Origin of the sequence: Nocardia sp. MH4 (assembly GCF_019266065.1) — a bacterium.
Classification (GTDB): domain Bacteria; phylum Actinomycetota; class Actinomycetes; order Mycobacteriales; family Mycobacteriaceae; genus Nocardia; species Nocardia canadensis.
The window spans coordinates 22,434-39,089 of the sequence record NZ_LPNR01000068.1; the positions used below are offsets into that span (position 1 = coordinate 22,434).

Annotated in this window: 19 protein-coding genes; 11 read left to right on the forward strand and 8 right to left on the reverse strand. The window is 69.9% G+C overall.

The features are described from left to right. Positions 1–19: 19 nt before the first annotated feature. Both ATM97_RS05975 and ATM97_RS05980 read left to right on the forward strand, forming a co-directional pair. On the forward strand, positions 20–502 hold the full coding sequence (locus tag ATM97_RS05975; protein ID WP_218716935.1) for a TrkA C-terminal domain-containing protein: 483 nt from the start codon (positions 20–22) through the stop codon (positions 500–502). A gap of 5 nt (positions 503–507) precedes the next feature. Continuing rightward, positions 508–1,686, forward strand: a complete 1,179-nt coding sequence (locus tag ATM97_RS05980) for a cation:proton antiporter (RefSeq protein WP_218716936.1) — start codon at positions 508–510, stop codon at positions 1,684–1,686. Here the strand turns inward: ATM97_RS05980 and ATM97_RS05985 are convergent, their stop codons facing one another. The 3 genes from ATM97_RS05985 to ppgK all read right to left on the reverse strand — a co-directional run bounded on the left by ATM97_RS05985 (position 1,687) and on the right by ppgK (position 5,192). Then, complete coding sequence (locus tag ATM97_RS05985; RefSeq protein WP_218716937.1) at positions 1,687–2,577, reverse strand: MHYT domain-containing protein; 891 nt, start codon at positions 2,575–2,577, stop codon at positions 1,687–1,689. A gap of 244 nt (positions 2,578–2,821) precedes the next feature. Further along, complete coding sequence (locus ATM97_RS05990) at positions 2,822–4,189, reverse strand: RNA polymerase sigma factor (protein WP_218716938.1); 1,368 nt, start codon at positions 4,187–4,189, stop codon at positions 2,822–2,824. A 244-nt stretch (positions 4,190–4,433) separates the two neighbouring features. Then, positions 4,434–5,192, reverse strand: a complete 759-nt coding sequence (gene ppgK / locus ATM97_RS05995) for a polyphosphate--glucose phosphotransferase (protein ID WP_218716939.1) — start codon at positions 5,190–5,192, stop codon at positions 4,434–4,436. 96 nt (positions 5,193–5,288) lie between these two features. Between ppgK and ATM97_RS06000 the strand changes: the two genes are divergently transcribed. Then, positions 5,289–6,185 carry an inositol monophosphatase family protein gene (locus ATM97_RS06000; RefSeq protein WP_218716940.1) on the forward strand — a complete coding sequence of 299 codons (897 nt, stop codon included), beginning with the start codon at positions 5,289–5,291 and terminating at the stop codon, positions 6,183–6,185. Positions 6,186–6,229: 44 nt separating this feature from the next. Here the strand turns inward: ATM97_RS06000 and cei are convergent, their stop codons facing one another. Continuing rightward, positions 6,230–6,913 (reverse strand): envelope integrity protein Cei, encoded by a 684-nt coding sequence (gene cei / locus ATM97_RS06005; RefSeq protein ID WP_218716941.1) that lies wholly within the window; start codon positions 6,911–6,913, stop codon positions 6,230–6,232. A gap of 374 nt (positions 6,914–7,287) precedes the next feature. Between cei and ATM97_RS06010 the strand changes: the two genes are divergently transcribed. Continuing rightward, entirely contained in the window at positions 7,288–7,590 is a 303-nt protein-coding gene (locus ATM97_RS06010) for a DUF4193 domain-containing protein (RefSeq protein WP_218716942.1), read from the forward strand. Positions 7,591–7,604: 14 nt separating this feature from the next. Here ATM97_RS06010 and ATM97_RS06015 read toward each other — a convergent pair whose 3' ends face one another. Beyond that, complete coding sequence (locus ATM97_RS06015) at positions 7,605–8,141, reverse strand: DUF3093 domain-containing protein (protein WP_218716943.1); 537 nt, start codon at positions 8,139–8,141, stop codon at positions 7,605–7,607. Between the two features lie 72 nt (positions 8,142–8,213). Between ATM97_RS06015 and dut the strand changes: the two genes are divergently transcribed. Next, positions 8,214–8,684 (forward strand): dUTP diphosphatase, encoded by a 471-nt coding sequence (gene dut / locus ATM97_RS06020; protein WP_218716944.1) that lies wholly within the window; start codon positions 8,214–8,216, stop codon positions 8,682–8,684. A 5-nt stretch (positions 8,685–8,689) separates the two neighbouring features. Next, entirely contained in the window at positions 8,690–9,595 is a 906-nt protein-coding gene (locus ATM97_RS06025) for a DUF3710 domain-containing protein (protein WP_374104833.1), read from the forward strand. Between the two features lie 100 nt (positions 9,596–9,695). Here ATM97_RS06025 and ATM97_RS06030 read toward each other — a convergent pair whose 3' ends face one another. Continuing rightward, the gene (locus ATM97_RS06030; RefSeq protein WP_218716946.1) at positions 9,696–10,424 is read right to left on the reverse strand and encodes an alpha/beta fold hydrolase; all 729 of its coding nucleotides are present in this window, start codon (positions 10,422–10,424) and stop codon (positions 9,696–9,698) included. Between the two features lie 74 nt (positions 10,425–10,498). On the opposite strand from ATM97_RS06030, the gene ATM97_RS06035 reads away from it, so the two are divergent. The 3 genes from ATM97_RS06035 (at position 10,499) to ATM97_RS06045 (ending at position 12,395) form a co-directional block, all read left to right on the forward strand. Next, the gene (locus tag ATM97_RS06035) at positions 10,499–10,906 is read left to right on the forward strand and encodes an OB-fold nucleic acid binding domain-containing protein (protein ID WP_019047972.1); all 408 of its coding nucleotides are present in this window, start codon (positions 10,499–10,501) and stop codon (positions 10,904–10,906) included. Positions 10,907–10,909: 3 nt separating this feature from the next. Further along, complete coding sequence (locus tag ATM97_RS06040; protein WP_218716947.1) at positions 10,910–11,647, forward strand: DUF3159 domain-containing protein; 738 nt, start codon at positions 10,910–10,912, stop codon at positions 11,645–11,647. Between the two features lie 127 nt (positions 11,648–11,774). Further along, positions 11,775–12,395, forward strand: a complete 621-nt coding sequence (locus ATM97_RS06045) for a sigma-70 family RNA polymerase sigma factor (protein WP_218716948.1) — start codon at positions 11,775–11,777, stop codon at positions 12,393–12,395. Positions 12,396–12,433: 38 nt separating this feature from the next. Here ATM97_RS06045 and ATM97_RS06050 read toward each other — a convergent pair whose 3' ends face one another. Together ATM97_RS06050 and ATM97_RS06055 are read right to left on the reverse strand one after the other, a co-directional pair. Then, positions 12,434–13,105 (reverse strand): TrkA family potassium uptake protein, encoded by a 672-nt coding sequence (locus ATM97_RS06050; protein WP_218716949.1) that lies wholly within the window; start codon positions 13,103–13,105, stop codon positions 12,434–12,436. A gap of 5 nt (positions 13,106–13,110) precedes the next feature. After that, entirely contained in the window at positions 13,111–13,776 is a 666-nt protein-coding gene (locus tag ATM97_RS06055; protein WP_218716950.1) for a TrkA family potassium uptake protein, read from the reverse strand. Positions 13,777–13,949: 173 nt separating this feature from the next. Here ATM97_RS06055 and ATM97_RS06060 point away from each other — a divergent pair, with 173 nt between their 5' ends. Next, positions 13,950–15,947: an APC family permease gene (locus tag ATM97_RS06060; RefSeq protein ID WP_218716951.1), complete on the forward strand. Its 1,998-nt coding sequence runs from the start codon at positions 13,950–13,952 to the stop codon at positions 15,945–15,947. Continuing rightward, a partial coding sequence (locus ATM97_RS06065) for a TRAM domain-containing protein (protein WP_255587220.1) occupies positions 15,944–16,656 on the forward strand: 713 nt, incomplete at its 3' end. The genes ATM97_RS06060 and ATM97_RS06065, both read left to right, overlap by 4 nt.

Genomic DNA, 16,656 nt, shown 5'->3' on the forward strand with positions numbered 1-16,656 from the left:
GCGCGGCTACTGTGGAGGGGTGAACGTCGACGTCACAGCGCTACCGGGGATCGGAGTGCGCAAGGATTTCGAGGTCAAGTCGGGACGTCGCGTCGGGGTGGTCGCCCACCGCGACGGTGACATCGACCTGATCGTGTCCAAACCCGACGACCCGGACGCGATCGCGGCTCAGGTGCCGCTGTCCACCGACGAGGCGTCGGTGCTGGCGAACCTGCTCGGCGCGCCGCAGCTGGTCGCCAAACTCAACGACGACCATCGCGATCTGCCGGGCATCACCACCCGGCAGCTCGCGATCGGGGACGAATCGCCCTACGCGGGACGCACACTCGGTGAGACCGCGATGCGCACCCGCACCAAGACCTCGATCGTCGCGGTGATGCGCGCCGGTCAGCTGCACCCGTCGCCCGGCCCCGACTTCACCTTCACCGAGGGTGACTTGCTCGTGGTCGTCGGCACCCCGGACGGCCTGGACGCGGCCGCGAAGATCCTCGCGCACGGCTGACCGCCGTGACCTCGCAGGCCCTGGCTCTGCTCGAGCTCGGTGTGATCTTGTTCGCGCTGGGGATCTGCGGGCGGGTGGCGGGCCGGTTCGGCATGTCGCCGATCCCGCTGTACCTGCTGGGTGGGTTGGCCTTCGGCCGCGGCGGTTACCTGCAGTTGGAGGCGGCCACCGAGTTCGGGCACCTGGCCAGTGAGATCGGCGTCGTGCTGCTGCTGTTGCTGCTCGGGCTGGAGTACACCGCCCCCGAGCTGATGACCGGTCTGCGGCGCTCCTGGGCAGCGGGCCTGGTGGATCTGGTGGCCAACGCGCTGCCCGGCGCCGCGGTGGCGCTGATCCTGGGCTGGGGCGTGACCGGCGCCGTGGTGCTCGGCGGCGTCACCTACATCTCGTCGTCGGGGATCGTCGCCAAGGTGCTCGACGACCTCGGCCGCCTCGGTAACCGCGAGACTCCCGTGGTCCTGTCGATCCTGGTGCTCGAGGACCTGGCGATGGCGGTATACCTGCCGATCCTGACCATGATGCTGGCGGGCCTGAGCCTGCTGAGTGGGCTGATGTCGCTGGCCGTCGCACTGGCGACCATCTCGGTGGTGCTGGTGGTGGCGTTGCGGTTCGGGCGGGTGGTCTCGGCGGTGCTCGACAGCGCCGACCGCGAGGTGTTCCTGCTGCAACTGCTCGGCGCCGCGCTGCTGGTGGCGGGCGCGGCCTCGGGGCTCAACGTCTCGGCCGCGGTCGGCGCGTTCCTGCTCGGCATCGCGATCTCGGGCTCCACCGCGCACGAGGCGGCCAAACTGCTCGAGCCGCTGCGCGATCTGTTCGCCGCGATCTTCTTCGTCGCCTTCGGGCTGTCCATCGATCCGGCCGCGATCCCGCCGGTGTTCGGCTGGGCGGTGGCGCTGGCGGTGGTCACCGCGGGCACCAAGGTGGGCGTCGGCTGGTGGGCGGCGAGCAGGCAGGGGATCCGCCGGATGGGTCGCGCGCGGGCGGGCGCCGCGCTGGTGGCGCGCGGCGAGTTCTCCATCGTCATCGCCGGTCTGGCGGTCGCCTACGGCAAGGTCGATCCCCGGCTGGCCGCACTCGCCTCCGCCTATGTGCTGCTGATGGCGATCCTCGGACCGATCGCGGCCAGGGTCGTCGAGCCGGTCGTCGAATTCACCCGGCGCCGTGTGGGTCTGGCGCCGAGCTGATCAGTCCACGACCCGGCGCGGCCAGGCGCCGACGCCGTCGTAGACCAGTTCCTCGGTGTGGTGCTCCACGTAGGGGTGCGGCGGCATCGGTGCCACCGGCGTGACCTCGCGCTGCGGGCGGGGCTGGGGCCGGCGGCGGGAGGTCAGCCACATCCGCGGCAGCGCCTCCTCGTTCTCGATCTCGGTGAGGCTCACGCTGATCAGCACCAGCATGGTGACGATGCTGCTGACACCGATCAGCGGGGCCAGCAGGTCCATCGCACCCGAGCCGGCGGGCGGCGCCGCCAGATGGTTCGAGTGGGCGTGCATGGCGGCCATGCCGGTGTAGTGCATGCCGCAGACCGCGACGCCCATGATGACCGCCGCGCCGACCGTCGCGAGGAAACCCTTGACGCGCAGAGTGAACCAGAGCGCCACGATCGAGGCGACCACCGCGATCACCATCGACAGGGTGACGAACTTCGCGTCGTAGCTCACCGTCGCCGTCGACTTCATCGCGTACATACCGGAGTAGTGCATGGTGCCGACGCCGAGCCCGGTGATCGTCCCGCCCGCCAGCAGCGAGCGCAGCGTGGGCTGGGGCTTGTTGACCATGAACAGCCCGATCCCGACGACGACCATCGCGGTGATCGCGCTGAACAGCGTCAGCGGAATGTCGAAGCGGATCTCCGCGCCCCGGATGGAGAAGCCGAGCATCGCGATGAAATGCATGACCCAGATGCCGGTCCCGCCGATCGCGATCGCGGCGCCGATCAGCCAGCCGACCCGTCCCTCCACCGCGTTGCGGCCGCGGGCCGCGCACTGCAGGCCGAGCAGGCATCCGGTGACGGACATGAAATACGCGAGAACGGGAGTGATCCAGCCGTAGCTGAAGTGATAGATGTCGAGCACGCCGCGAAAACCCTCAATGCCAGTACCGCTGACCGGCCGGCGGTAGAACGAAAAGCTGGGAGTGACGATACGGCGAAGATCGCGAATCCACGTCGTTCACAGCGCAATCCGTCACTGTGGGTTTGATCACGAAACGGTTACCGAATTCGGCTCATGGGGAATACCGACCGATCGGCACGTGCATTCGGAAATAAAGAAGCCCGTGCCCATCCGAAGATGGACACGGGCTCTCGTGTCGTCGGCGCTAGTCGAGGTAGTCGCGCAGTACCTGCGAGCGGCTCGGGTGGCGCAGCTTGCTCATGGTCTTCGACTCGATCTGACGGATGCGCTCACGCGTCACGCCGTAGACCTGGCCGATCTCGTCGAGGGTGCGCGGCTGGCCGTCGGTGAGGCCGAAGCGCAAGCGCACCACGCCCGCCTCACGCTCGGACAGCGTCTCCAGCACCGACTGCAGCTGATCCTGTAGCAGGGTGAAGCTCACCGCGTCGACCGCGACGACGGCCTCGGAGTCCTCGATGAAGTCACCCAGCTGGCTGTCGCCCTCGTCGCCGATGGTCTGGTCCAGCGAGATCGGCTCACGCGCGTACTGCTGGATCTCCAGCACCTTCTCCGGCGTGATGTCCATTTCCTTGGCCAGCTCCTCCGGCGTGGGCTCACGGCCCAGGTCCTGGAGCAGCTCGCGCTGGATGCGGCCGAGCTTGTTGATGACCTCGACCATGTGCACCGGGATACGGATGGTGCGGGCCTGGTCGGCCATGGCGCGGGTGATGGCCTGACGGATCCACCACGTCGCATAGGTCGAGAACTTGTAACCCTTGGTGTAGTCGAACTTTTCGACCGCGCGGATCAGGCCGAGGTTGCCCTCCTGGATCAGGTCCAGGAACGCCATGCCGCGACCGGTGTAGCGCTTGGCCAGCGAGACCACCAGCCGGAGGTTGGCCTCGAGCAGGTGGTTCTTGGCCCGGTTGCCGTCGCGCACGATCCAGTTGAAGTCGCGGCGGGTGGTCACCGACAGCTTCTCGCCCGCCTCGGCGAACTCGCGCATCTTCTCCGCGGCGAACAGGCCCGCCTCGATCCGCTTGGCGAGTTCGACCTCCTCCTCCGCGTTGAGCAGCGCGACCTTGCCGATCTGCTTGAGGTAGGCGCGCACGGAGTCGGCGGAGGCGGTGAGCTCGGCGTCCTTGCGCGCCTGACGCAGCGCTTCGGACTCCTCCTCGTCCCAGACGAAATCGCCGGAAGCCTTGTCCTTCTCGGACGGCTCCTCGGTCTCGGTCTCCTCGGCGGTGTCCTCGGCCACCTCTTCGACCAGGGCGTCACCGTCGGTGAGCTCGTCCTCGGAGACCTCGAGGTCGCCGAGATCGTCGAGCTCGATCGACTCGTCGTCGAGCTGCTCCTCGCCACCTTCGGCCGACGTCGCCTTCTTGGCGGCGGTCTTCTTGGCGGGCGCCTTCTTGGCGGCAGCCTTCTTGGCCGGAGCCTTCTTGGCGACGGCCTTCTTCGCCGGGGCCTTCTTGGCAGCGGCCTTCTTGGCCGGAGCCTTCTTGGCCGGAGTGGTGGCGTCGGCGTCGGCGTCGGCCGAGTCGGCGGTCTGACGGGTATTCGTGGCTACCACGTACGCCCTTTCGTGACGGTCTCGTGCGGCGTCACGCCAGAGTGGTTTTCCGGCGGAGCGGTCGGTCGGGTTGCACCGGCGGTGCGTCGGTCGGGTGGAGCCGGTCTGTTCACCGGTCTTCTCGCGACCGGCCGCGGCCGGAAGGTTTCACCGGCTCACCGCCGGACGTGTTCCATTGTAACGATCCAACCAGGGTACTCATGGCACGATGCCACCCAGGCGTTGCGCCGACCTCCGCGCCGGGCTACGGCGCGATGCCCTTGTCGATGGCCATGGCCGCGCCGACGATACCCGCCGTGTTCTTCAACACGGCCGGAATCACCGGAGTTCGGTTGGTGAGCAACGGGATCCACTGTTCGTGATCACGGCTGATGCCGCCGCCCGCCACGATGACCTTCGGCCAGAACAGGTCCTCGAGGTGCCGCAGCACCGTACTCACCCGCTCGGCCCACTGCGGGTAGGTGAGCTCCTCGCGGTCCTTGATCGACGCCGCGGCCAGATGCTCGGCCTCGTCACCGCCGACCACCAGATGGCCGAGCTCGGAGTTGGGCACCAGGGTGCCGTTGTACATCAGCGCCGAGCCGATCCCGGTGCCGAAGGTCAGCAGCAGCGTCAGCCCGTCGAGCTCACGGGCGGCGCCGTAGCTGTCCTCGGCCAGCCCGGCGGCGTCGGCGTCGTTGAGCACGGTCACCGCGCGCCCGCCCAGCGCCTTCGAGAACAGCTCGCGGGCGTCGGTGCCGATCCACGCGTGGTCGATGTTGGCGGCGGTCCTGGCGTGGCCGTCGAGCACCACGCAGGGCAGGGTGAGTCCGACCGGGCCGTCCCAGTCCGCCAGTGCCACCAGTTCGGCCACCGCGCCGGCGACGGCATCCGGCGTGGACGGCTGTGGCGTGGCGATCTTGAGGCGCTCGTGGGTCAGCGTGCCGGTGGCCAGGTCGACCAGGGCGCCCTTCACCCCACTACCGCCGATATCGATGCCGAATGCGTGCCCCCGAGCGGACATGGTTCAACCCCTTGCTGACGCGGTCGATGTGCCTGACAAAGAGTAGCGGTAGTCACCCTGCGCGCGAGCCGCCGCCACATGTGATCCGATGGAGTCGTGCCCGAACCCATCGTGTCCGAGACCGTCCTCGCCCCGACCGCCGCCGACCACGAGGAGTTGCGGCTGCTGGCCGTCGAACTCGCCGAGGCGGCGGCCGCGCACGTGCGTGCCCGCCGACCCGAGGTATTCGCCGCCGGTGGCCCGGTCGCGGGTGCGGTGGCGACGAAGGGGCACGTCACCGATCCGGTCACCGTCGTCGACACCGAATCCGAACAGCTGATCCGCGCGCTGCTGGCCGAGCGCAGGCCCGCCGACGCGATCCTGGGCGAGGAGGGCGGCGGCGATGTCGGCGCGACCGCGGCGGGCGCGATCACCTGGGTCGTCGACCCGATCGACGGCACCGTGAACTTCCTCTACGGCCTGCCCGGCTACGCCGTCTCGGTGGCCGCCGTGCGCGACGGCGCGCCGGTCGCCGGCGCGGTCGTCGACGTGGCCGCGGCAACCACCTACAGCGCCGCGCGCGGGGCAGGCGCCTACGCCGTGCACGCCGACGGCACCCGCACGAAACTGGAGTGCGCGCAGGAGGATTCGCTGGCGGTGGCGCTCGTGGGCACCGGCTTCGCCTACGGCAGGCAGCGGCGCGCGCGCCAGGCGCAGTTCCTGACCGAGGTGCTCCCGGAGATCCGCGACATCCGCAGGCTCGGCGCGGCGGCCATGGACCTGTGCCACGTCGCGGCCGGCGAACTCGACGCCTACTACGAGCACGGCCTCAACGCGTGGGACTGGGCGGCGGGCGCGCTGATCGCGGCGGAGGCCGGTGCGGTCGTGCGCGTTCCCGACATCACCGTGGATGGCGCGGCGGGGGAGCTGACGATCGTGGCCGCGCCGGGCGTCGCGGCCGATCTGACCGCCTTGCTCACCCGCGTCGGCGCGACCACCGCGTTGCCCGACTGACGCGCACGCGCCGCGGGCGAGAGACCCGCGGCGCGTGGCTCAGCTCAGCACTTGACGGTGCGGGCGGCGTCGAGCAGCGCGGGATCGATCGAGGACGAGCTGGCACCGGGGGCGAGGTTCTTCAGCGACCGCAGCACCTCCTCGGCGTCGGCGCCGGGACGCAGCGATTCGCCGAAGGCCAGGCCGAGCACCAGGTCGACGGTGTCGTCGGTGCGCGGATCCTCGATCAGCTCGGCGCACGGCGCGACCAGCTGCACCGAGGCCGCCGCGGGCCTGCCGTTGACGCCGTAGCGGATCTGGCCGGTGCAGTTGAGGTCCCCGTTGACATAGACCGGATCGTTACCGACCTGTGTCCCCGGCGCGCCCGCGAACCCGAGGTCGCCCAGCGCGGCCGCGATGTGACCGGCCTGACCGCTCTTGCCGTTGGCGTTGAACACACGCACCTTCGACTCCGACAGCGCCGCCGGATCGACGTCGTCGAGCCGGGAGGGGCCCATCCGGGTGCCCAGCGGCGCGGGCTGGGCCGCGTTGGTGGCCGTCGGGGTGCTCGGTGCGTTGCACGCCATCGGCTCGTTGCTGTCGTCATGGGTCCGAAACGCCGTGATCCAGACGAACAGGCTCACCAGAGCCAGCACGAGGACGAGCGCGAGCCACAGCTCGGGCCGCCGTCGCGGGAAGGGTTTGCCGTCGCGATCGGTCGCGCTGCCTTCGGTGATCAGTGAAACCACGCGCTCACTCTACGAGTCCGGCGGCGATGCGCGAGTGCGGGAGGTCTCGGCGAGTTTCCCGCCAGGTGAAGATTCGTCGTCGGTTTCGACTCGGCCGGGTTTTGATTGCGACATTTGTCCGTAGGTCCGCTATTGTCTGGCCGCCCAGATCGAATAATCACCGGTGAAACGGTGGTCGGTCGCGGGAACAACAAGGGCATGTCCTGCGTTAACCGAACGCTGTCGGAGTCATCGATCCTCGATCGACCCTGATAGGCGGCCGGTGTACGTGTGAGGTGCACCACCGGCGGGGCGGTACGAACGCCGGACCCCAGTGGGGTACGGCCATCGAACTGATCCGGGATATACGGAGTAAGGACTGAGGGGAAGACGACATGGCAACCGACTATGACGCACCGCGGCGCACCGAATCCGACGAAGTGTCGGAGGATTCGCTCGAGGAGCTGAAGGCCCGCCGCAACGAGGCGCAGTCCGCCGTCGTGGACATCGACGAGTCCGATACGGCGGAATCGTTCGAGCTTCCCGGCGCGGACCTGTCCGATGAGGTACTCAGCGTTCGGGTGGTCCCGAAGCAGGCCGACGAGTTCACCTGTTCGAGCTGCTTCCTCGTGCACCACCGCAGCCGACTGGCCAGCGAGAAGGGCGGCCAGCTGATCTGCATGGACTGCGCCGCCTAGCGCGACGCGACGGGTCAGCCCGCGCTCGGGAGTCCGAGCGCGGCCAAGACCCGGTCCGGCCTGCGCGTACTGACCAACCAGTACGGCGTCGGGTCGTCCGGGTCGTCGAGTACGAGCAGCGCCATCGGGCCGATCCACGCCCGGTGCTGTACATACGCGGCGGGGTCGAGCTGTCGGCCCAGCGCCGCACTCTTGGCCGTCGGTGCGACGGCCGCGGCGCGCGCGACGAAGCTCACCGGCAGGTGGGCGCGGTCGACGCGCAGTTCCGCCGTACCGTCGGGCGCGACGGTGACCTCCAGGCGGTGCCGCGACATCCACAGCAGGATCCAGACCGGGATCGGCGCCAGCAGCACGTAGGGCAACCACGCCCGCACGCCGGGCGCGCCCATGTGGATCTCGGCGGCCAGCAGGCCCGCGATGGCGAATCCGATCGGCCACCACCACAGCGGCACCCACAGGCGTTCGCGGTAGGGCGAGACACCGTGTCCCGAGGACGCTGAGCGCTCGGTGGCGGCGGGGTCGGTGGTCGGCGAATGGGGCTGGTCGGGCACCCCTCAACACTAGGTCACCGCACCAGGGCGGCGACGAGAAGGTCCGGCGCCGACCGCGTAGGCTCGACCGATGTGAACGCACTTGCACCGATTCCGCTGCGGCGGCTCGATCCCGGCATCCCTGTGCCGACGCGTGCCCATCCGGGTGACGCGGGCGTCGATCTGTGTACCACCGAGGACGTGATCATCGAACCGGGCGAGCGGGTGCTGGTCGGCACCGGGATCGCGATCGCGCTGCCCGTCGGCACGGTCGGGTTGATCCATCCCCGGTCCGGCCTGGCCGCCAAGGCCGGCTTGTCGGTGGTCAACACCCCCGGCACGGTCGACGCGGGCTATCGCGGTGAGATCAAGGTGTGCCTGATCAACCACGATCCGCGCACGGCCATCGAGCTGCGGCGCGGCGATCGCATCGCGCAATTGCTGGTGCAGCGGGTCGAGCTGGTCGATTTCGCCGAGGTCGACGATCTCGACGAGACCGCCCGCGGTACCGGCGGATACGGGTCGAGCGGCGGGCATGCCAGCCTGGCCGGCGAGGAGGCGTAATGGGTCTGTTCGGGAAGAAGAAGCGCGCACCGCGGGCGGACGCGGCCTACGACGAGGCGGAGTACGCCGAGGCCGACGACTACACCGATGCCGACGGCTTCGACGAGTTCGAGGACGAGTACGACACCGACGAATTCCAGCGCCCCGATTTCGCGCACCTGGACTTCGTCGACGCCCCGACCGACGAGCGCATCTACGGCAACTTCGACCACGAGCCGGACGCCGCGGCCGGTCCGTACGACATCAGCGAGGTCACCGACGAGATGGTCGCGCGCCGTCTCGATCTGGGGTCGGTGGTCATCCCCGTGCCCGACGGCGGGCAGCTCCAGGTCGAGATGAGCCCCGACGGCACCCCGCAGGCGGTGCACCTGGCCACCGAGCACGGCAGGCTCACCGTCGCCGCCTACGCGGCGCCCAAGTCGGCGGGCCAGTGGCGTACGGTCGCCGCCGATCTGGCCGAATCGCTGCGCGGCGACGGCGCGAGCGTCGCCGTGGAGAAGGGGCCGTGGGGCCGCGAGGTCAAGGCCATCACCGAGGGCGCCGACCTGCGCTTCATCGGCGTCGACGGTCCGCGCTGGATGATCCGTCTGGTCGCCGCGGGCCCGTCCGGCGCGGTCGACGAGCGCAGTCCGCTGATCACCGCGGCCCGTGCCGTCCTGGCCGACGCCGTGGTGCGGCGCGGTGACGAGCCGCTGCCGGTGCGTGATCCGCTCCCGGTGGTGCTGCCGCAGGAGCTGGCCGAACAGCTGGCCGCCGCCCATCAGCAGCAGGTGCTCGCCCAGCAGCAGGCGCTGGCGGCGCAGGCCGCCGCGGCGCAGGCGGCGCCGACGTCGGCGCTGCCGCCGAAGATGCCCGACGAGCCGCGTCGCGGCGCCGACGGATCGGCCATGCAGCAGCTCGGCCTGAACTGAGAACCGAACGCGCACAGCCGGTGTCCGTGGCTGCGCGGGCGAACCGGCGGTGTCGCGGGAGGTCTGGGCGGTCGCCGGACTCGCTCGGCGTGGTCTCGGTCTAGGCGCGGGCGGGGGTCGAATCGGCGTGCAGCGCTGCCAGTTCGGCGAATCCCGCCGAACCCAGCACCGCCGGATCGGCGCCCAGCTCGGCGAGGGTCACCCGACGCAGCCGCGCCTGCGGCAGTGTCGCGGCCCACTGCTCGGCGACGGCGATCGGATGCACTGGGTCGTCGCTCGCGCCGACCACGGCCACCGGCACGGTGGTGCCCGCCAGCCGCTCGACTGTCGGCCAGGCGTAGGCCGCCGCCTCGTCGAGCGCCTGCGGCAGGTGCGGCCACTGACCGCGCCAGGATTGGGTGAGCGCGTCGGCCAGCCAGGCCGGACTGGAGGCGCGCATCCGCTCGATCACCGCGTCCAGGCCGTCGGCGCGGAGTTGCTCGGCGGTAACCGAGGCGCTCAGCGCGGCCGGGCAGGCAGCGGTTTCGGGACCCGTCCAGGCGGGTAATGCCGTAATGACACCGACCACCGCGGTCGAGTGCCCGGCTGCCCAGTCGAGCGCGATCGCGGCGCCGAGGGAGATCCCCGCGGCCAGGACGGGGCCGCGCGCTGCGGCGGCCGCCAAAGCCGCGGTACAGCTCGCGATCACGGCCTGGGGGTCCGGTTCGACGGCGAGGAATGGCAGTCCGTGCGCGGCTGCGGCCGGCCCGAACGCGCGGGCGGCGAAATCGGCGTCGGAACCGGTTCCGGGCAGGGCGACCACGGTGACCTGGGATGGGATGCGCAACACGGACCGAGCGTAGCGGCCGATCGTTTGCCCATCTACAGTGGCGGTGTACGGCCAACTAGCGGGAGAAGCGTGCCATGTCGTCATCCACGGGCGGACACAAGTCGGGATCGGGTCCGGACTCGGGATACTTTCGTCGACTCGGGCGCCGCTTGACCGCCGATATCGACCAGCTCGACGCCGAGGAACTGGCGGAGACGGCCGACGCCTCCGGTGCCCGGCGCGCGGTGGACTGTTGTCGCGGTGAGGAAGCCACCATCCTGGGCAGGCTCCGCAGCGTCGAGGCGTGTCCCAAAGCCGCGGGCGCGACCGTACAGGCCGAGTTCTTCGACGGCACCGACGCGATCACCCTGGTCTGGATCGGCCGCAGGCGCATTCCGGGCATCGAACCGGGCAGGCGGATCCTGGTCCGTGGCCGCGTGGGCGACCGCGACGGCCGCAAGGTGATCTTCAACCCCTACTACGAATTGCGCGGGAACAGCTGACGTATGCCCTCCAGCGACGAGTACCGCATCGAGGCGGACCCCGAGCCCACCGTGGCACTGCCCGTGGCGACCGATGAGCCGGTCGACCCCGCGGTGGACGCCGAGGTCGAGCAGGCCGAGCAGACGCTGCTCGAGCAGCTCGGTGGCATCAGCGGCCTGATCTACTCCACCCTGCCCGTGCTGGTGTTCGTCCCGGTGAACACCTTCGCCGGCCTCACCGCGGCCATCTGGGCCGCTCTCGGCGTCGCCGCGGGAGTCCTGGGGTGGCGGTTGTACAAGCGCAGCCCCGTGCAGCCCGCGATCTCCGGGTTCCTCGGTGTCGGTGTGTGCGCGTTCATCGCCTACCGGATGGGCGAGGCCAAGGGCTTCTTCCTGTTCGGCATCTACACCAGCCTGGTCTACGGCGGCGTGTTCGCACTGTCGATCCTGTTCCGCTGGCCGCTGGTCGGCGTGATCTGGGGCGCTCTGAACGGGCACGGCACCGGCTGGCGCGCGGACCGGCGCATCCGCAGGCTCTACGACCTGGCCACCGTCGTGTGGGTGGTCGTCTTCGGCGCCCGCTATCTGGTCCAGTCCCAGCTCTACGACACCGATCACACCACCTGGCTGGCCGTGGCCAGGATCGGCATGGGCTGGCCGCTGACGGCGGTGGCGCTGGTGGTCACCGTGTGGGCGGTGCGCCGGGCCGGCCACCTGCCGGTCGAGAAATCCGGCGCCGGAACGGATTCCACTCACGCCTGAGGGTGGCCGGACCGCCGCCGGAGGTGGGGAAGTACCCACCCTGGGGTGCCTGGTAGCACCGTCGAGTTCGTCGCACGATCAATGCGTACCGAAAAACGCAGTGATCGTGAAAGGACCGGCGACCATGATGGCTACCGAGCACCGCCCCGGCGCATCGAAGAAGTCGAACGCCTCCGTGCTGTCGGAGAGCAAGCGCATCGGAGCCGAGCTGGACGCGCTGATCGGGCCCGCCGCGGCCGGTGACCGCGACGCCGTCGCCGAGATCGTGCGCTTGGTGCACCCGCTGGTCCGCCGGTACTGCTCGGCCCGGATGGGTGCCACCGGGCATCTGACCGTCACCGCCGACGATGTCACCCAGGAAGTGCTGATGGCCACCGTCACCGCCATCCCGCGCTACCGCGACCAGGGCAAATCGTTCCTGGCCTTCGTCTACGGGATCGCCGCCAACAAGGTCTCCGACGCCTTCCGCCGGGCCAAGCACACCGCGTACCCGATGGCCGAGCTGCCCGACGCGGCGTGCGGCGCGGCGGGCCCGGAGGAGTGGGCGCTGGCGCTGGAGCGGCGCGCGGCCACCCGGGATCTCATGCAGGTGCTGGCGCCGAACCACCGCGAGGTGCTGGTGATGCGGATCGTGCTCGGCTGGAGCGCGGCCCAGACCGCCGAGGCCATCGGCACCAGCCCCGGCGTCGTGCGGGTGATGCAGCACCGCGCGCTCAACAAGCTGCGCGCGGAGCTGAAGGTCGCCTGATCCGGCGCCACCCGCGCGCCGAAAACCGTATCGGAGGGTTACGGTTTGATGCCGTGGGTGGCCAGGGTGAGACGCAGGTCCTCTTCGGCTTCCACCGAGGTGACGAACAGCAGTTCGTCGTCGCCTTCGAACGGGTCGTCGGGCTGGGGCACGATCACCCGGCCGCCGCGCAGGATGGTCACCAGCGCGGTGTCGCGCGGCATGACCAGGCTGCGGACCGGTTTGCCCGCGAGCTGGGTGTCGGCGGGCAGGGTGATCTCGACCAGATTGGCCTGACCCTGCCGCAGCGTCATCAGCCGCACCAGATCACCCACCGACACCGCTTCCTCGACGAGCGAGGCGAGCAGCCGCGGCGTCGAGACCGCCACGTCGACGCCCCACGACTCGTTGAACAGCCATTCGTTGCGCGGATCGTTGACCCGCGCCACCACCCGGCGCACGCCGAACTCGGTCTTGGCCAGCAGGCTGTGCACCAGATTCGCCTTGTCGTCGCCGGTGGCGGCGATGACGACCTCGTAGGTCTCGAGTCCCGCGTTCTCCAGCAGCGACAGCTCGCAGGCGTCGGCGTGCACCCAGACGGCATCCGGGATGGCGGGCGGATCGATGTGGTCGAGCTGACGTTCCAGCAGCATCACCCGATGCCCGCCGCGTAGCAGTTCCCTGGCGATCGAGCGCCCGACGGCGCCCGCTCCGGCGATGGCCACCTTCATGTTGTTCAGTCCTCGCTTGTGGGAGCCTTGGCGGCCAGGGCGACCGCCTCACCGACACTGCCGGAGGTCGCCGCGACGTAGACCACATCGTCGGCCTGGACGATGGTCTTGGACTCGGGCAGCAGGCCCTGGCCGAAACGCAGGATGAACGCCACGCGCACTCCGAGCTCGCGTTCCAGATCGCGCACCGTACGGCCGGACCAGTCCTCGTGCAGGGTGAGTTGCGTGACAGCCACCGCGCCCGTGGGGTCGCGCCAGGTGGTGGTCGAGTTGTCGCCGATGAGCGTGCGCAGGAAACGGTCGGTGGTCCACGGGACGGTCGCGATGGTCGGAATGCCGAGCCGCTCGTAGACCTCGGCGCGCTTGGCGTCGTAGATCCGGGCGACGACCCGCTCCACGCCGAACATCTCTCTGGCCACCCGGGCCGAGATGATGTTGGAATTGTCACCCGAGGACACGGCGGCGAAGGCGTCGGCGCGTTCGATTCCCGCGCGGGTCAGCACATCCCGGTCGAAGCCGACGCCGACTACTTCCTGCCCGGTGAACCCCTCACCCAGCCGGCGGAACGCGCTGGGATCGCGGTCGATCACCGTGACCTCGTGTCCCACCCGGACCAGAGCGCGCGCCAGCGACGAGCCGACCCGTCCGCACCCCATGATCACTACGTACACCGCGCACCCTCGTTCCTGGCCAACCCCGTGGCATCCGGCTTGGACCGTACCCGCCGAATGCTCCCATCGCCCATTTTCCCCCGGGCGACGCGGCACAAACAATCACGACACCGGGCCGGTGTGGCGCCGACGTGCGCGCGAAGCCGCGGGTGTTCTCCTCTATGCTCAGCCCGGTGTCCAAGTTGACGACGGCAGCCAAGCGATTGCTGCTCGGCAGGCCGTTCCGCAGCGATTCGCTCGGCCACACGCTGTTGCCCAAACGTATCGCGCTGCCGGTGTTCGCCTCCGACGCGATGTCGTCGGTGGCCTACGCGCCGGAGGAGATCTTCCTGGTGCTGTCGGCCGCGGGGATCTCGGCCTATCTGTACGCGCCCTGGGTCGGTCTGGCCGTCGCGTTCGTGATGGCCGTGGTGGTCGCCAGTTACCGGCAGAACGTGCACGCCTATCCCTCCGGCGGCGGTGACTACGAGGTCGCGACGAAGAACCTGGGCCCCAACGCCGGTTTGACCGTCGGCAGCGCGCTGCTGGTCGACTACGTGCTCACGGTGGCCGTGTCGATCTCCTCGGCGGCCTCCAACATCGGCTCGGCCATCCCGTTCGTCGCGACCCACAAGGTGCTGTTCGCCGTGGTGGCGATCGCGATCCTCACCGCGATCAACCTGCGTGGCATCCGCGAATCCGGTACGGCGTTCGCGATCCCGACCTATGCCTTCATCGTCGGCATGTTCGTCATGCTGGGCTGGGGGCTGTTCCAGATCTTCGTGCTCGGTGACGACCTCGAAGCCGAATCGGCCGGTTTCGGGCTCAATGCCGAGGACGAGCATCTCTACGGTCTGGCCTTCGCCTTCCTCATCGCCCGTGCCTTCTCCTCCGGCTGCGCGGCGCTGACCGGTGTCGAGGCGATCAGCAACGGCGTGCCCGCGTTCCGCAAGCCCAAGTCGCGCAATGCCGCGACCACGCTGCTCATGCTGGGCACCATCGCGATCGTGCTGCTGATGGGGATCATCATCCTGGCGCAGAAGATCGGCGTCGTCTACGCCCACGACACCACGAACCTGGTCGGCGCACCCGCCGACTACCAGCAGAAGACGCTGATCGCCCAGATCGCCGAGACCGTCTTCCACGGCTTCCCGATCGGCTTCTTCTTCATCACCATCGTCACCGCGCTGATCCTGGTGCTGGCCGCCAACACCGCGTTCAACGGTTTCCCGGTGCTGGGCTCGATCCTCGCCCAGGACCGCTACCTGCCGCGTCAGCTGCACACCCGTGGCGACCGGCTGGCCTTCTCCAACGGCATCCTGTTCCTGTCCGGCGCCGCGATCGCGTTCGTCGTGCTGTTCGGCGCCGAGGTGACCAAGCTCATCCAGCTCTACATCGTCGGGGTGTTCGTCTCGTTCGTGCTGAGCCAGACCGGCATGCTGCGGCACTGGACGCGCCTGCTGCGCACCGAGACCGATCCGGCGCAGCGGTCGAAGATGAAGCGGTCCAGGGTGATCAACGCCATCGGCCTCACCGCGACCGGCACCGTGCTGGTGATCGTGCTGATCACCAAGTTCTTCGCCGGCGCCTACATCGCGATCATCACCATGGTGGCGATCTTCGTCGTGATGAAGCTCATCCACCGCCACTACGACTCGGTCTCGCGCGAACTCGACGAATCCGATTGGGACGGGGTGCTGCCCAGCCGCACCCACTCCATCGTGCTGGTCTCCAAACTGCACCTGCCGACCCGGCGCGCGCTGGCCTACGCCCGCGCGACCCGCCCGGACACGCTCGAGGCGATCACCGTCAACGTCGACGACGCCGACACCCGCAGGCTCGTGCGCGAGTGGGAGAACAGCGAGATCAACGTGCCGCTGAAGGTGATCGAATCGCCTTATCGCGAGATCACCAAGCCGGTGCTGGACTACGTCAAGCGGGTCCGCAAGGACGCGCCGCGCGATGTCGTCACCGTGTTCATCCCCGAGTACGTCGTCGGTCACTGGTGGGAGCAGGTGCTGCACAACCAGTCCGCGTTGCGGCTCAAGGGCAGGCTGCTGTTCGAGCCGGGCGTGATGGTCACCAGCGTGCCGTGGCAGCTCAGTTCCTCCACGCGGGCCAAGCAGGCCGCCGAGGGGAACGCGCCGGGATCGGTGCGCCGTGGTTTCGAAGAGCCGGGCCGTCGTCGATGAGCGATTGGCGCGGACAGGAATTCCAGATCCGGCTCGGGCCGCCCGGACACGGCGGATTCTGCGTCGGCAGGCACGAGGGGCGCGTGGTGTTCGTGCGCCACGGACTGCCGGGCGAACTGGTGCGGGCGCGGGTCACCGAGGACCGGGGCGGGTCGTTCTGCCGGGCCGATGCCGTCGAGATCGTCGAGGCGTCGCCCGATCGGGTGCCGGCCACCTGCCCGGTGTCCGGGCCGGGTGGCGCGGGCTGCTGTGATTTCTCCTTCGCCACTCCCGCCGCGCAGCGCGCGCTCAAGGCCACGGTGGTGGCCGAGCAGCTGCGCAGGCTGGCCGGGGTGGACCGGGAGGTGACCGTCGAGCCGATCGCCGGTGACTCCGGCGAGGCCACCGGCGGCTGGCGCACCCGCGTGCGGCTGGTCGTCGACGACGCGGGCCGGGCCGGGGTCCACCGTTTCCGCAGCACCGCGGTGATCCCGGATCTGCGCTGCCCGCAGCCGGTGGCCGGGGCGCTCGACGGTGTCGCCGACCGGCTCTGGACACCGGGCTCGGACCTGGTCGTCGCCGTCGACGGTGACGGTGTGCGCCACATCGTGGAACTGGCGGCGGTGCCCGACACCGTGCAGCCGGGCGGTCGTCCGTCGACCCCGCGCGGCGCGGGCCGTGGCCGTGGTCAGCGGCCCACCCGCCGCCGGGAGTCCGGCGGCCCCGGTGA